15 protein-coding genes are annotated in these 13,766 nt (G+C 67.1%); 7 read left to right on the top strand and 8 right to left on the bottom strand.

The window, feature by feature from the left end; all coding sequences use genetic code 11:
* Positions 1 to 17: 17 nt before the first annotated feature.
* The 3 genes from ACTWPB_RS18580 to ACTWPB_RS18570 form a co-directional block, all read right to left on the bottom strand.
* Positions 18 to 443, bottom strand: coding sequence for a DoxX family protein (locus tag ACTWPB_RS18580; protein WP_446221871.1), 426 nt, complete (start codon positions 441 to 443; stop codon positions 18 to 20).
* Between the two features lie 74 nt (positions 444 to 517).
* Positions 518 to 1,168, bottom strand: a complete 651-nt coding sequence (locus ACTWPB_RS18575; protein ID WP_446221870.1) for a DNA-3-methyladenine glycosylase — start codon at positions 1,166 to 1,168, stop codon at positions 518 to 520.
* A 65-nt stretch (positions 1,169 to 1,233) separates the two neighbouring features.
* On the bottom strand, positions 1,234 to 1,458 hold the full coding sequence (locus tag ACTWPB_RS18570; protein ID WP_446221869.1) for a hypothetical protein: 225 nt from the start codon (positions 1,456 to 1,458) through the stop codon (positions 1,234 to 1,236).
* A 228-nt stretch (positions 1,459 to 1,686) separates the two neighbouring features.
* On the opposite strand from ACTWPB_RS18570, the gene ACTWPB_RS18565 reads away from it, so the two are divergent.
* From ACTWPB_RS18565 to ACTWPB_RS18545, 5 genes are read left to right on the top strand one after another with little or no spacing between them, the layout of a single operon-like run.
* Complete coding sequence (locus tag ACTWPB_RS18565; protein ID WP_446221868.1) at positions 1,687 to 1,968, top strand: multicopper oxidase domain-containing protein; 282 nt, start codon at positions 1,687 to 1,689, stop codon at positions 1,966 to 1,968.
* Positions 1,926 to 2,093 (top strand): multicopper oxidase domain-containing protein, encoded by a 168-nt coding sequence (locus ACTWPB_RS18560; protein WP_446221867.1) that lies wholly within the window; start codon positions 1,926 to 1,928, stop codon positions 2,091 to 2,093. Before ACTWPB_RS18565 ends, ACTWPB_RS18560 begins: the two co-directional genes overlap by 43 nt.
* A gap of 12 nt (positions 2,094 to 2,105) precedes the next feature.
* Positions 2,106 to 2,840 carry an ABC transporter ATP-binding protein gene (locus ACTWPB_RS18555; RefSeq protein WP_446226405.1) on the top strand — a complete coding sequence of 245 codons (735 nt, stop codon included), beginning with the start codon at positions 2,106 to 2,108 and terminating at the stop codon, positions 2,838 to 2,840.
* Positions 2,837 to 3,598 carry an ABC transporter permease gene (locus ACTWPB_RS18550; protein WP_446221866.1) on the top strand — a complete coding sequence of 254 codons (762 nt, stop codon included), beginning with the start codon at positions 2,837 to 2,839 and terminating at the stop codon, positions 3,596 to 3,598. The genes ACTWPB_RS18555 and ACTWPB_RS18550 overlap by 4 nt, the downstream gene beginning before the upstream one ends.
* A 33-nt stretch (positions 3,599 to 3,631) precedes the next feature.
* Positions 3,632 to 4,267, top strand: coding sequence for a TetR/AcrR family transcriptional regulator (locus tag ACTWPB_RS18545; RefSeq protein ID WP_446221865.1), 636 nt, complete (start codon positions 3,632 to 3,634; stop codon positions 4,265 to 4,267).
* 52 nt (positions 4,268 to 4,319) lie between these two features.
* Here ACTWPB_RS18545 and ACTWPB_RS18540 read toward each other — a convergent pair whose 3' ends face one another.
* From ACTWPB_RS18540 to ACTWPB_RS18530, 3 genes are read right to left on the bottom strand one after another with little or no spacing between them, the layout of a single operon-like run.
* Complete coding sequence (locus tag ACTWPB_RS18540) at positions 4,320 to 4,544, bottom strand: Trm112 family protein (RefSeq protein ID WP_378917571.1); 225 nt, start codon at positions 4,542 to 4,544, stop codon at positions 4,320 to 4,322.
* 10 nt (positions 4,545 to 4,554) lie between these two features.
* Complete coding sequence (locus ACTWPB_RS18535) at positions 4,555 to 5,022, bottom strand: GtrA family protein (RefSeq protein ID WP_446221864.1); 468 nt, start codon at positions 5,020 to 5,022, stop codon at positions 4,555 to 4,557.
* Positions 5,019 to 7,277: a hypothetical protein gene (locus tag ACTWPB_RS18530; protein WP_446221863.1), complete on the bottom strand. Its 2,259-nt coding sequence runs from the start codon at positions 7,275 to 7,277 to the stop codon at positions 5,019 to 5,021. Before ACTWPB_RS18530 ends, ACTWPB_RS18535 begins: the two co-directional genes overlap by 4 nt.
* 170 nt (positions 7,278 to 7,447) lie before the next feature.
* Here ACTWPB_RS18530 and ACTWPB_RS18525 point away from each other — a divergent pair, with 170 nt between their 5' ends.
* Entirely contained in the window at positions 7,448 to 8,536 is a 1,089-nt protein-coding gene (locus ACTWPB_RS18525) for a glycosyltransferase (RefSeq protein WP_446221862.1), read from the top strand.
* Positions 8,526 to 9,665: a dTDP-4-amino-4,6-dideoxygalactose transaminase gene (gene rffA, locus ACTWPB_RS18520; RefSeq protein WP_446221861.1), complete on the top strand. Its 1,140-nt coding sequence runs from the start codon at positions 8,526 to 8,528 to the stop codon at positions 9,663 to 9,665. The genes ACTWPB_RS18525 and rffA overlap by 11 nt, the downstream gene beginning before the upstream one ends.
* A gap of 1 nt (position 9,666) precedes the next feature.
* On the opposite strand, the gene ACTWPB_RS18515 is transcribed toward rffA, so the two are convergent.
* Both ACTWPB_RS18515 and ACTWPB_RS18510 read right to left on the bottom strand, forming a co-directional pair.
* Positions 9,667 to 10,266, bottom strand: coding sequence for a class I SAM-dependent methyltransferase (locus tag ACTWPB_RS18515; RefSeq protein ID WP_446221860.1), 600 nt, complete (start codon positions 10,264 to 10,266; stop codon positions 9,667 to 9,669).
* Between the two features lie 100 nt (positions 10,267 to 10,366).
* Positions 10,367 to 13,318 carry an AMP-binding protein gene (locus ACTWPB_RS18510; protein ID WP_446221859.1) on the bottom strand — a complete coding sequence of 984 codons (2,952 nt, stop codon included), beginning with the start codon at positions 13,316 to 13,318 and terminating at the stop codon, positions 10,367 to 10,369.
* Between the last annotated feature and the right edge of the window lie 448 nt (positions 13,319 to 13,766).

Genomic DNA, 13,766 nt, shown 5'->3' with positions numbered 1-13,766 from the left:
GCGTGTCGAGTCGCGGCTCATCGCACCAGCGCGGTGATGGTGGCGCGGCGCTCGTAGGCGATCCAGCCGAAGATCGCGGCCAGCACCAGCGGGAAGATCGCCATCGCGGGCTTGTCGGCGATGAAGGCCTGCGTCGCGGCGGCGAGCACGGTGAGCACGGAAAGACCCACGGCCGCAAGACCGCTCAGCCGCGGCACCATCAGGCCGATACCGCCCGCCACCTCGGCAACGCCGATGAAGATGAGCAGCCCGATGGGGATGGTCAGGTTCTCGGGGGCGTTGTCCATCAGGGTGTTCGGGATGACGAGTTTCGGTCCGCCCGAAGCGATCACGAAGAAGAGGCCGAGCACGATCTGCAGGGTCCACAGAACGCGGTTGCGAATCTTGCCGGGGCGGTAGGTGGCGGCGTCGGAGAAGTTCGCGGAGGGGGTGGCGGTGGTCATTGTCTCGTCCTTCGAGTCGGTCGCGCCGGGTTGGTAGCGCGTTCACCAGATAGGACGGACCGTCGCCCACAAACTCATCGCTGTCGGCGAAGTCTTTCGGAATCGCTGCTCGGCTCGAACGCCCGTGGGCTACGCCGGTAGACCGAGACGGCGTTCGACGCCGGTAGCCAGAACCGCCAGGGAATCTCGGCGGCAACGCTGACACCCACCCGCGGACCGGAGGCGATATCAGATTGCGGCACAGGAGGTTTCAGTTCCAGGTGCAGCGCGGAGAACGGGTCGAACAGCTCGGTTCCATAGTCGGACATCCTGATGCCGAGCGCGCTGCCGACATTGCCAGGTCCCCGCGCCAGGTCGGCGTCCTTCCGGACGGCGGGTCTGCGTTCGCGTGCGATATCGATGCCCTCGACCACTTCGGCCGCCCGCACGAGCACCGCACCGGCCTCACCGTCGTAGCCGCCGGTCACATTCACACACAGGTGGATTCCGTACGAGCGATAGACATAGAGCCGCCCGGCGGGGCCGAACATCACCGCGTTGCGGGCGGTCGGACCCGGCCAGGAGTGCGCGGCGGGGTCGGGCCACGGTCCGGCGGGATCGCTGCCGTAGGCCTCGACCTCCACGATCCGCAGGGCCACCGGACCCGACCTCAGGACGGCGCCGAGCAGCCGGTGCGCGGCGGTGGGCGGATCGACGGCCAGTTCCTGGGCGGACACAACCATCATTGTCGTCCGGGCAGGATGGCCCGAGGCTGCCGGGTCAGGTGTAGGCGCTGTGCCTGCCTCGTGTTTCAGGCAGGGGTTTTGGCCTCGACCTGGATCAGGTCGTAGCGCAGCGATGAGTGGTCGGCGGGTGGATTCTCGACCGGATCGACCCGGACCTGCATGCACCGCATGGGTGCGACACCCTGGCAGTCGACCTGCTCGGCGGCGACGAACATCCGGACGGTGCCCCGCCCCGACGCGGTCATCCAGTTCACCAAGGCCGACGACAAGGCCAGCAAGAGGATGAGCATGAATGTGCAATTGTCCAAGGGCGGCAAGGTAACTCGCGTCATCGCGTGAGTGATCGCGTGAATCGTAGGGTGCGACAACGACTTCAGTGTCGGATCGACGACGATGAGGCCGCGCGCGTCGGTCTCGATACCTGTCTCGGCGGCTAGCGGCGAGACCAGGTCAACGGCACGCTCGCGCCCTACCAGGAGATCGGCGACGAACTGGTGCGGCTGCGCCTGCTCATGGACATGAGCCGCATCGACACGACCGTCACCCGGGGCACCACCGAGACCTGGGTCGTGCACATCATCGACGGCATGCCGCACAACTTTCACGTCCACGATGTGCAGTTCCGGGTGCTCGACTACGACGGGGCCCCGCCCCCCTCCGAGCTGGCCGGCGCCGAGGACACCATTTTCCTGCGGCCGAATACGGCGGCCACCCTGGCCTGCGCTTCGACGGGCCTGCTGATCCGACGACACCGTACGTGTACCACTGCCACCTGCTGTGGCACGAGGATGTCGGGATGATGGGCCAGTTCACCGTCGTCGAACCAGGCCAGCAGGCTGCGAAACCTCTGGACACGCCCACTGACCCTTGCGACATCGACACCATCGCGCTAAATTCATCACATAGTGAATTCAACACTCGATGAATTGAGGTGACCATGTCGCACACCGCACCGCCACCGACCGCCGTCCAGGTCGCGGACCTGACCGTCAAGCGCGGAAAACGTTCCGTCCTGCAGGGCCTGACCATGGACATCCCGCGCGGCTCGATCACCGGCCTGCTCGGCCCGTCGGGTTGCGGGAAGACCACCCTGCTGCGCAGCATCGTGGGAACGCAGCTGGTGGAGTCGGGCACCGTCACGGTGCTCGGGAAGCCTGCGGGTAGCGCCGGGTTGCGCCGGCGGGTCGGCTACGTCACCCAGGCGCCGAGCATCTACGCCGACATCAGCGTCCGCGACAATGTGGCCTACTACGCCGCGCTCTATGGGCGCGACCGGGAAGACACCGAATCCGCGCTCGTCGCAGTCGGTTTGGCCGATCACGCCGATCAGCTCGGCGATCAGCTCTCGGGTGGGCAGAAGACAAGGGCGTCGCTGGCGTGCGCTCTCGTCGGCAAGCCCGAGCTGTTGGTGCTCGACGAACCGACGGTCGGTCTCGATCCGGTGTTGCGCGTGGAGTTGTGGAAGCAATTCCGCGAATTGGCCGCGGCGGGAACGACTTTGCTCGTCTCTAGTCATGTGATGGACGAAGCCGAACACTGCGACAAGCTGCTACTGATGCGCGAGGGCGTACTGCTCGCCCAGCTCAGCCCCGACGAACTGCGCGAGCGTACCGACGAACAGAACCTCGAGGCCGCCTTCCTGACCTTGATCACGATGGGAGTGCACCCATGACCACCCTGCGTCCCTACACCGCCACCACCGGCCGGATCCTGCGGCAACTGCGCAACGATCACCGCACCGTGGCGATGATCTTGGTGGTTCCCGCCCTGCTGATGACCCTGCTGTACTTCATCTATCAGGACGCACCCCGCGCCCCGCACACCCCGCTGACGATGTTCGACCGGGTCGGCATCACGATGCTCGGGATCCTGCCGTTCATCGTGATGTTCCTGATCACCGCGATCGCGATGCAGCGCGAACGCACATCGGGAACCCTCGAACGGCTGCTCACCACGCCGCTGAGCAAGCTCGACCTGCTCGCCGGGTACGGCAGCGCGTTCTCCCTCGCCGCCGCCGCGCAGGCCGCCGTCGCCAGCGTGGTCGCGTTCTGGCTGCTCGGGTTGACCGCCGCGGGCAGCCCTGGCTGGGTCCTGCTGATCGCGATGGTCGACGCGGTGTGTGGCGTCGGACTCGGACTGCTGGCGAGCGCCTTCGCGCGCACCGAGTTCCAGGCCGTGCAGTTCATGCCGGTGATCGTCGCGCCGCAGATCTTCCTGTGCGGGCTGCTGGTTCCGCGCGACCGGCTACCCGGCTGGCTGGAGGCGATCAGCAATGTGATGCCGTTGAGTTACGCGGTGGACGCGCTACAGCAGGTGTCGGTACACGCGGAGCCGACGGGCGCGATGTGGCGCGATATCGCCGTGGTCGCCGGGTTCTCGGTGGTGGCGCTCGGCCTCGCCGCCGCTACGCTGCGTCGACGCACCCCGTAGCGAACAAGGCCCGGCCACGACGAGAGGACCACCATGAGTGACGGCGAATCCGGTTCCGGCACAGCGAAATCCGGGCGCACCGGGCGCAGGCCGGGCAATGCCGACACCAAGCTGGCGATTCTCGACGCGGCGCGAGTGCGGTTCGCAAGCGCCGGGTTCGACAAGACATCGATCCGTGCGATCGCGGCCGATGCCGATGTCGACCCGGCGCTGGTACACCACTATTTCGGCAACAAGCAGCAGCTGTTCGCCGCCGTGGTGGACTTCCCGGTCGACCCGGACACGACCCTGCGCGCGGTCGACGCCGCTCCGGTCGACGAGCTCGGGCCGACCATCGTGCGCGCGGTGGTCACGGTGTGGGACTCCCCCGCCGGACCCGGCATCGTGGCCATAGTGCGCAGTATTTTCGCGGGCGGCGATCAGAATCTCGCGCGCTCGTTCCTGCTCCAGGTGGTGCTGGAACGGGTCCGCGTGCGCATCGCGACCCCGGATGACGACGGACGGGCAAGGGTCTCGCTGGCCGCGTCCCAGATGGTGGGGGTGCTGACCGCCCGCAAGATCATCGCGCTGGAACCGCTGGCCTCGATGCCGATCGATGCCGTAGTCGATGCTGTCGGGCCGGTCGTCCAGCGCTACCTGACGGGCGATATCGGCACCAGCAGTTGGTGACTCAGCGCGACCGCACCCGCACGAGGGCGGATGCGGTGTCGCGCGGCGCCGGTCAGGACTCGGCGACGAAGAATTCGTGCTCGGCGTCGGTGACGTCGCGGGCCTCGTCGATCAGCAGCACCGGGATGCCGTTGTCGATCGGGTAGGCGCGGCGAAGGCGGGGGTTGTAGAGCACGCTCGCATCGGCTTCGGTGCGCACCAACTGCAGCGGGCCCTTGTCCTGGGGGCAGGCGAGCAGGCCGAGCAGAGTCGCGTCGATCGTGGATTCTTGCGCCATAACCGACAACCTACCCCGCCGTCACCGACGCCGGAGAATCCGAGCCACGGCGGAACGAGATGTGGCGGTGACCGAAGTAGCTGCCGACCGCGACCAGGCCGAGCACGACCACCGCCGACGGCATCCGCGGCAGCCCGAACACCGACACCGCGAGCGAGAGCAGTGCCATGTTCAGCACGAGTCCCCCCGAGTTCACCACCACGAACCCGAGGAAGTCGCGCAGCACATGCCCACGCACCCGGAACACCAGCGTCCGGTGCAGCACGAACGCGCTGACCAGGCCGACGCTGTAGGCCAGCGCCACCGCGATCGCGGGCGGCACGGAATCACCGAGAACGGCCATCCAGGCCACGGTGAGCACGATGCCCAGGACGGTGTTGAAGCCGCCGATCAGCGCGAACGCGAGCTCCTGGCGCCGCACGACCCGCAGCAGCAGGCCGGTCGGCGCGTCGGCGACATGCGGTGAGTCGGCTGTCATGACGGCACATTCACCAATTCACGTTCGGCGGTGTCGGCGGTCGGTTCGGTGGCCTCGCTCTCGGCACCGCGACGACGTCCACGCACGTAGAACCACTGTGCGACACCGAGTCCGGCCAGCCCGGTGAGCACGGCCGCGATGCCGATCTTCCAGCCCGGCGGACGCCAGGTGACATCGAGTTCGGCCTTGTCGGTTCCCGCCGGGATGTCCACCGCCAGGATCGACTTGGCGATCTGCGTCACCGGGATGGGGGTGCCGTTCAGCGACGCCCGATAGCCGGGCCACGCCAGGCGCGAGAGCACGATCCGGCCACCGTTGGCCGAACTGACCTGTGCGCGGGTGCTCGTGTAGCTCTCCGACAGCGACGTCGCGGTAACGCCCGCGGCATCGGTGATCCGACCGTTCTTGCTCGAGATCGGCCCGTCGACCCGCTCGAGCACGCCGATGTAGGCCTCGTGGCCCGGGTAGTCGACCCACTTCCACCCGGCGGGCGGTTCCTGGTTGACCACGTCGGGGAACAGCGCCTTCTGCACGACGACCCGGTCCAGGTTCATCAGATCGGCCAACGGCCGCCCGGTGGTGGCCTCCGGCGCGAACATCCGCCGGTAGGCGTCGGGGCACACGCTGCTGTCCCAGCGCATGCAGAGCAGTTCGCCGAAGTAGAAGTGCCCGGTCGGCGTGTAGCCGTTCACATAGTTCAGGCCGAGGCCCTTGGCGGAGTTGCCGAAGACGAGCGAGGCGTAGGCCCCGTCCACGCTCTTGTCCTTGGGCTGGAGCAGCCCACGGTCACCGAGCTGGATGGTGTTGCCGGTGAAATCGGGGAACTTCGCCGCGGCCTCGGACCGCGAGGCGGGCAGGTTCCACGACATCGGCGTCGGCTGCGCGTCACGTACCTGCAGATACACGATCGGGAACATCGCGGTGATGGCGAGCAGGCACGCGGCGGCGACGCCACGGGTCTTGTCCAGCCAGATCAGCCCGGCGCCGAGCGCACCGATCGCGACCGCCGACAGCAGGTGCCAGTACCAGTCATCGGGCGCGGCCGAGAACGACCGAACCCACAGCAGCAGGATCAGCACACCGGCGGCGATACCGCGATTCTTCAGGTCCTTGGTGGTGGCGTAACGACCGAGCAACACGCAGACCAGCACGAGCAGACCGATCGCGAGCATCGGCAGCACCCGCACCGGCCACCGCAGCGGCCCGACCGTGCCGGGACCGGCCGTCCACATCAGCATCATGATCGCGAAGATCCCGACCGCGCTGAGTTCACGCCAGCAGTCCTTGGCCCTGCGCCAATCGATGAAGGCGAGCGCGGGCACCAGGAACCAGGCGATATAGGTGACCGGCATGGGCTGGATGTAGCCCCACCACGAGGTGAACGCGGGCAAGGTGCTCGGCAGGCTCGCGTTCAGCGACTCCGACCACGGCACGGTGAGGAATTGGTCGTTGATGATCTGCGCGGTCCCGCGCCAGGTCACCTTGGCCGAGAGCATGCTCGGCAGGTAGGTCAGCAGACCGGCGAGTCCGGCACACAGCGAAACCAGCGCCAACCGCAGCACCGGCCGCCACGCGCGCTGGTAGATGATCTCGCCGACGGCGACGGCGAACAGCATCAACACCGCTTCGACCGCAGGGAAGATGTATTGCACCGAAATCGTCAGATAGAGGAAGACGAAAACCGGGATCGGGCCGCCGGTTCCCCGCGCGTAGCGCACCGACGACGCCCACGCGTGCACCATCCACGCGGTGCCGGTGAGCGCGGTCATCCAGCTCGCGGTGTCGAAGAACAGGAAGAAGCCCGACAGCGGGAACGCGACGCCCGCGACCGCCGACCACGACAGCCGACCACCGTAGGCCAGGCAGATCCGGTACACACCCAGACCCGCGATGATCGAGAAGATCAACTTCACCACGGTCGCGTAGAGCGCGATGTTGTCCACCGACGGCGCGATCAGGTCGATCAGCAACTGCGGCGGGTTGAACAGCCCGGCATCGTCCATCGTGTTGTTTCCCGACATCCACTGCTCGGGAACCATCGCCGGGAACCGGCCCTCGCGCATCTCGCGGCCCAGCGTCACCCACAGCGAGGTGTACTGCGACTCGGTGTCGTCGGTGAAGAAATGACGTGCGTTGGCCAGCAGCACAGCGACGTACCCGAGGATCACCCCGATAGTGGTGACGAGCCCCCATCGCACGACATCGCGTCGCGAATCAGGGTCTCTACGCGCATCGAGGTCAGCACTGTCGGTCACGAGTCCCAGACCCTACATCGAACGACCGTTCACGGTGCAGTGGGTCAGCCAGATTCCCTCGGCGCAGCTCCGAGTAGGCCAGGCTGTACCGTGTTAGAGTTCACCGGCTCGGACTCTGCTGTCACGCAGGGAGTACCGGCACGCACCGTCTTCGAAAGTCGATCCAGCTGATGCCGATTCCCACCTCGCCGACCTACCGCCCCGTTCCTCCGACGCCGAACGGTCATGCCGACGCGTCCGACGGCCCTCGCCCACATCGGGTTTCGGTCGTGGTGCCGATCTACCGCGGCGAGGAGACCATCAGCGGCCTGGTCGGCGAACTGCACAAGCTGAGCCGACCCACCGAAACACCGGGTGGCGTCACATTCGTCGTCGACGAGATCGTCCTGGTCCATGATCACGGCCCCGATCACTCCGATGTTGTGCTCCAGGAACTGGAACACATCTTCGAGGAGGTGCGCACCGTCTGGTTGAGCCGCAACTTCGGCCAGGACGCGGCGACCATCGCCGGTATGTCGGCCGCGGGCGGCGACTGGATCATCACCATGGACGAAGACGGTCAGCACGATCCGTCGTTCATCGGCAAGTTCCTGGATGCGGCGCTCACCGAGCGGGCCGACCTCGTGTACTCGAAGCCGGTGAACACCCGCCCGCACGGTTTCCTGCGCAACATCACCTCGCGCGGCGCGAAGATCGTGTTGGCGACGCTGTTCGCCTTCCCCGACTCGAGCCGTTTCGAGAGCTACCGGCTCATCCGCGGCGATATCGGCCGCCAGCTCGCCGGGGTCGCGTCCAACGGCGTCTACCTCGACGTCGCCCTCACCTGGGTAGTCGGCTCGGTCGCGCAGGTGCCGGTCGAGCTGCGGGCCGAGGGCCGCGACGAGTCCGGGTACAACTACCGTCGGCTGTTCTCGCTGTTCTGGAAGATGGTGTTGTGCAGCGGCACTCGCGGGCTGCGGCTGGTCAGCATGCTCGGCGTGACCCTCGCGCTCGGCGGGCTGGTGTTCGCCGCGGTGATCATCGGCCAGCATCTCACCGGGGACGGCGCGCCCGAAGGGTGGGCATCGATCATCGTCGTGCTGCTGCTGTGTTCGGGTGCGACCTTGTTCTCGCTGGGACTGATCGCCGAATACCTCGGCGTCGCGCTGCACGTCCTGGTGGGTAAGCCGCTGTACCTCACCGTAGACTCACCGACTCCGCGTCCCGGTCATCGGGAAGCGACCACAACCAAGAGAGAGACCGACCGGGTTGAGCAGTGACCGCATCATCTTCAGCCGACCGTTTCGGGCGCGCCAGGAACTGGCCAACCTCGAGGCGGTGCTGAATTCTGATCACAGTCACGGCGACGGCGCGTTCACCGCGTCGGCCACAGCGAAGATCAAGGCCATCACCGAGGCCCCGCACGCACTGCTGACCACCTCGTGCACCTCCGCGCTCGAAATGGCGGGCCTCCTGCTCGAATTGGGCCCCGACGACGAAGTGATCGTGCCCAGCTTCGCTTTCACCTCGACCGCGACGTCGATGGCGTTGCGCGGCGTGACGTGCGTTTTCGCCGATATCGATCTCGCCACCGGCAATCTCGATCCGGCCTCGGTCGCCGCCGCGCTCACGCCGCGTACCAAAGCCGTCGTCGTCATCCACTACGGCGGTGTCGCCGCGGACATGGCCGAGCTGCTCGCGCTCGCCGACGCGCACGGCTTCGCGATCATCGAGGACAACGCGCACGGCCTCGGCGGTCGCTGGCGTGGCCAGTCCCTCGGCACCATCGGCACGCTGGGCACGCTGAGCTTCCACGACACCAAGAACGTGCACTGCGGTGAGGGCGGCGCCCTGCTGCTCACCGACGAGATCTTGATGGCGCGCGCCGAGATCATCCGCGAGAAGGGCACCGACCGGGCCCGTTTCCTGCGCGGCGCGGTCGACAAGTATTCCTGGCAGGACATCGGTTCCAGCTACCTGCCGAGTGAACTCAACGCGGCGGTGCTCGACGCGCAACTCGCGGAGTTCGATGTCATCCAGGCCGGTCGCCATCGGGTGTGGGACGGCTACGCGAGCGCGCTGCCGGACTGGGCCGCGCGCAACGATATCCGCCTGATGACCGTCCCCGACGACCGTGAGCACACCGCGCACCTGTACTACCTGCGCACCCCGACCGAGGCCCGCCGGGACGACCTGATCAGCCACCTCTGCTCGCTCGGGATCTCCGCGCCGTTCCACTATGTACCGCTCGATTCGAGCCCGGCCGGATTCAAACTCGGCCGGACCCCGAATCCGTGCGTGCGCAGTGCCGAGTTCTCCGGCACGGTCGTTCGGCTCCCGCTGTGGCCGGACCTGAGCGACGATCAGGTCGCTCGGGTCGTCGACGCGGTCACCGCGTTCACCGTCTGACTCAGACGTCGAGGACGTAGAGCTTCTCCCGCCCGCCCGCGATCAACGCCCGGTAGGACACGCGTGCCCCGTACCGCCGGAAGAACGCATCCAGGCTCGGCTCGGTGAATCGGGCTTCCTTGGCGCCGTCTCCCGCGTTGGTGAACCGTCGACCGATGGTGGCGAGCACCCGATTGTCACTGGTCGCGAGGTTGCGGACGGGCTCGGCGATGATCACCTGCACGCGGGCCGCCGCGAGCATGCGAGCGATGACGGGTTCCGGGTCCGGCAGGAAGTGGTAGAGGCTGGCCTGCATGATCAGGTAGTCGGCGGGCGGCAGCGGATCGTCGGCGTGTACGTTCCACACTTCGCCGTGTCCACCCACTCGGGTCAGTTCGGCCACGAATCCCTCGTTGAGATCGAGCCCGCGATAGTCGACGGATTTTTCCTGCAAATGTTTGGTGAACAGGGTCGCCGGGCCGCAACAGACGTCGACGACGCTGGCCCCCGGTGGGATCAGGGCGGCAATCGGCTGAAAACGCCCGTCGTAGTGACGGCCGTACAACCCCCGCATCAGTACTTCGTACACGGTTCCGCTGCGATAGATCAGGCTGGTGCTCACGAAAAGATCCTCTGGAACATCGGTGAAACGACTAGCCCACGCGATGCTACGGAGTATTCGGCTTCCCCGCCGACCGAGAGATGGTCGGCGGGGACCTTTTTCAGCCCAGCAACCGCTCCACCTCTGACGCGGTGAGCACCTCGTAGGCGTCGGTGTCCCAGTTGTAGAACCAGGTGGTCGGTCCCGGCGCCGGCAGACCGGCGGCCATGACCGCCGACGCCGAGGGACGGAAGCTGGAACTGCGTGAAATCTCGTCGACGACGTAAACCAGGTCCGGACGCTGACTGCGCTCCAGCCCGCGCATCGCCTCGGTGACATCGCCCGGTTCGATCCGGAAACCGCGGCGCACGCTCAGCGCTGCCGCCGCGATCGTGCCCGCCCGGGTCTTCAGCCCGAACGCGACCTCCATGTCGACCGGCGTGATGTCGTTGAGCACGTCCACGATCGGCTGGGTGAACACCGACCCGCGCGCGGTGTGGATCACCGTGTCGCGGCGGTCGACCAGCCAGTAGTCACCGTCGCTGTCGCGCCGGAACAGGTTCTCCGTCGGCCACCAGGCGTCACCGGCCTGGAATACCCCGCGCAGCCCGCCGTCGGAGATGTCGCCACCGTCGACGGCCTTGCCGAGCAGCAGGCCGGGTTCGTTGTCGGCGCAGCGGCGCGCGAATCCGTCGTCGCCGACGAGGATCTGCTCGCTGACCGGGTCGTAGGCGACCAGTTCCACGCGCGCGGTGCCGGGCACGGGCCTGCCCTTGGACCCGATCTTGGCGCCGGTGACATTCGCCAGCACCACATCACCGTCGATCGAGGCGTAGAACTCGAGCACCCTGGCCGGGTCGAACTGTTCGACCGTGCGCCGCCAGAGTCCCGCGGGCATACCGGATCCGATGAACAGCCGGATCGGATGGTTGTGGCCGGCCGGGAAGACCTGGGCGTCGAGCAGATCGCGCAGCATGGTCCAGGTGTAGGTGACGACGGTGACGCCGTAGCGGTGCACCTCTTCGGCGAAGCGGCCCGGGTCCATGTCCATCGGCCTGGCCAGCGCGATCCGGCTGCCACCGGCGATCGCCCCACCGAGGCTCACCAGCAGCCCCGACGAATGATGCAGTGGCGCAAGGCAGTACACGGTGTCGCGCCGGTCGAGGTCGCCCGCGCTCGCGGTGCCGAACGCCGACAGCGCCCAGCGGTGGTTGGTGATGTACTTCGCTTCGAGTCGGTCGCCCGAGCCGACCACCAGCACGAACGCGAGTTCGCGTGCCAGACCCGGGTTCGGCCGATACCAGGCGGGCACCCGCACCTTCGCAGGGTCGATCTGCTCGAGATCGATCACCCGGTCGCTGGTCGCAACCGCGAGTGCACGGCTGTCGCCGCCACCGAGCACGAGCACCCTCGCGGCGGTCGCGGCGGCGGTGCGCAGGTTCTCCGGGTCGGTGATCAACGTCTGCACGCCGGTCAGCTCGATCGCCCGGTCGAGTGCAGCGCCCGGTGCGAGTAGCACCGCGACGGCACCGATGCGCGAGAGCGCGGCGACCGAGGCCAGCGCGCTCGGCCGCGTCTCCATCATGACCCCGACCCGCATCGCGGGCCGGATGCCCACCGAGATCAGGCCGCGAACCACATTGTCGACCCGCTCCTCGACGGCGGCGTTGGTGTGCACCCGGTCATCGAACAGAACAAGGTCCTTCTGCGGCGCGCGGCGCGCGTGCTCGTTGAGCAGCTTGCCCAGCGAGATGCGGGTGTGCGGCTGAATCATCCCGAGCCGGGTCAGCCGGGGCAGTGCGCGCGCGGCCTCCCCTGCCATGTCGATCGAGCCGCGAATCGTGTTGCCCGCGATGCCTTCCAGCGCCTTGCCGACGCCCGCGCCCGCCTCAGCCAGTCCAGCGGCCGTGTGGACCATCCGGGTGGCGGCAGTGCGCGGCGCGGTACTCGGGACGTGTTCCTGCATGGGCACGATCTGCTCGGGCAGGGTGCCGTTGCCGTCCATCCACGCGATCCAGTCGCACACCATCGGCCAGGTGTGGTTGGTGGCCGTCGAACCGGCGACGAGCCCGAAATGTCCTGCCACCAAACTGGCTTCGTACACCTCGGCATTGGGCGCGGCCCGCACGATGCCACGCACCGCGGCGGGCTGACCGATATCGTCGACCTCGCCGACAAAGGCCAGGATCGGGCACTTCAGCTCGGCGAGCGACACCGGATGGTCGCGAATCACGAAGCCGCCGAGCATCATCCGGTTGTGGGCGACGAACTGCTTGAGCAGATCGGCCGCCGCCGGGCCCGCATACCCCACCCAGCCATCGCTGTTGAGGAAGCGGCGCTGACGTTCCTTGGGCAGCAACGCTTCCCGGTCGTGCAGCTGCAGCAGGAAGTCGATCCGCGACTTGGCGGTCTTCACCGGGTCGAGCATCTGGAAGCCGATGCGCACCATCGACTCGGTGATCGGCAGGCGGTGCATCACATGGTCGGCCAGGAAGTCGGCGACCTCGGAGACCACGCCGTAGGGCAGCCCGAACGGCATACCGGCGACGATGTCGACGGGGCTGCCGAAGGTGACGATGGAGGCCACACCTTTGCCGTAGCGGTAGGCGGTGGTCTGGTAGGCGAACATGCCGCCCTGGGAGTACCCCATCAAGTGCAGCTGCGCGCCGGTGGCCTCACAGACGGTGTCGATGGCGGAGTTCACCGCGAGCACGTGGTCGGCCAGGTCGCGTTCCCAGCCGCCTTCCTCCGTCGCGGGCGAGCCGAAATCGATGACCCAGCAGTCGATTCCGCTGGCGTGCAGGATGCCGACCGCGCCGCCTGCCGCATTCACGTCCCAGATGTCGGCGTTCACCATCAACGGCGGCACGAGCAGGACCACCGGACGGCCGGGCGTCGTATCGTCGGGGAAGTAGTGCCGCAGCCGATACATGCGCCTACGCTCGACGACCTCGAAGGGCGAGGACTCGACATCGTGTGACAACCCGCCGAAGCGGATCACCTCCAGCCCGTTCTGCGCGGTAGCCAGCAACCGCTGCACCGAACCGACCACACCTTTTGGACTGATATCCACCGTTCCCACCTGGCCCTACCTGCTTAAAGTGACACACCTCACACACCCCGATGTGCTCATACGAGCTAACCACACCGGACCTCCATTATGTGTCGCCTGTGACAGGCCGCATGTTGCGGCGATTCGGGTCACATCGCGTCCGGAAAGAAGCGAACTGCCCACCGAGGAACAGGTGGGCGTGGGCGGCGGTGCCGGTGACCAGCCAGTCGGCACCCCATCCCCTCAGGTGAGCATCATTCGACGATAACGACGACGGCCTGGTCGCGATGTCGATCCGTCGGCTGTTCCCGGACATCCCCGTGTCCGCAATCGCCTCCCGCACAACGGATCTCCCGGTCATCACTATGTTTTCCCGAATTCCCTACGCGCGGCCACATCGACCACCTAACATCGTTGACGTCCGGAACGTACTGACACACATCAGGTTTCGTGCAACACCGTTTCACAT

Source organism: Nocardia sp. IBHARD005, assembly GCF_052814245.1.
Note: the sequence above shows the minus strand (reverse complement) of the source record. Positions and strands in the feature narration are given on the sequence as shown.

Bases quoted from the DNA above. Each gene is read 5' to 3' on its own strand.
- ACTWPB_RS18580 (WP_446221871.1), bottom strand. From the start codon at position 443: ATGACCACCGCCACCCCCTCCGCGAACTTCTCCGACGCCGCCACCTAC.
- ACTWPB_RS18575 (WP_446221870.1), bottom strand. From the start codon at position 1,168: ATGATGGTTGTGTCCGCCCAGGAACTGGCCGTCGATCCGCCCACCGCC.
- ACTWPB_RS18570 (WP_446221869.1), bottom strand. From the start codon at position 1,458: ATGCTCATCCTCTTGCTGGCCTTGTCGTCGGCCTTGGTGAACTGGATG.
- ACTWPB_RS18565 (WP_446221868.1), top strand. From the start codon at position 1,687: ATGAGCCGCATCGACACGACCGTCACCCGGGGCACCACCGAGACCTGG.
- ACTWPB_RS18555 (WP_446226405.1), top strand. From the start codon at position 2,106: ATGTCGCACACCGCACCGCCACCGACCGCCGTCCAGGTCGCGGACCTG.
- ACTWPB_RS18550 (WP_446221866.1), top strand. From the start codon at position 2,837: ATGACCACCCTGCGTCCCTACACCGCCACCACCGGCCGGATCCTGCGG.
- ACTWPB_RS18545 (WP_446221865.1), top strand. From the start codon at position 3,632: ATGAGTGACGGCGAATCCGGTTCCGGCACAGCGAAATCCGGGCGCACC.
- ACTWPB_RS18540 (WP_378917571.1), bottom strand. From the start codon at position 4,544: ATGGCGCAAGAATCCACGATCGACGCGACTCTGCTCGGCCTGCTCGCC.
- ACTWPB_RS18535 (WP_446221864.1), bottom strand. From the start codon at position 5,022: ATGACAGCCGACTCACCGCATGTCGCCGACGCGCCGACCGGCCTGCTG.
- ACTWPB_RS18525 (WP_446221862.1), top strand. From the start codon at position 7,448: ATGCCGATTCCCACCTCGCCGACCTACCGCCCCGTTCCTCCGACGCCG.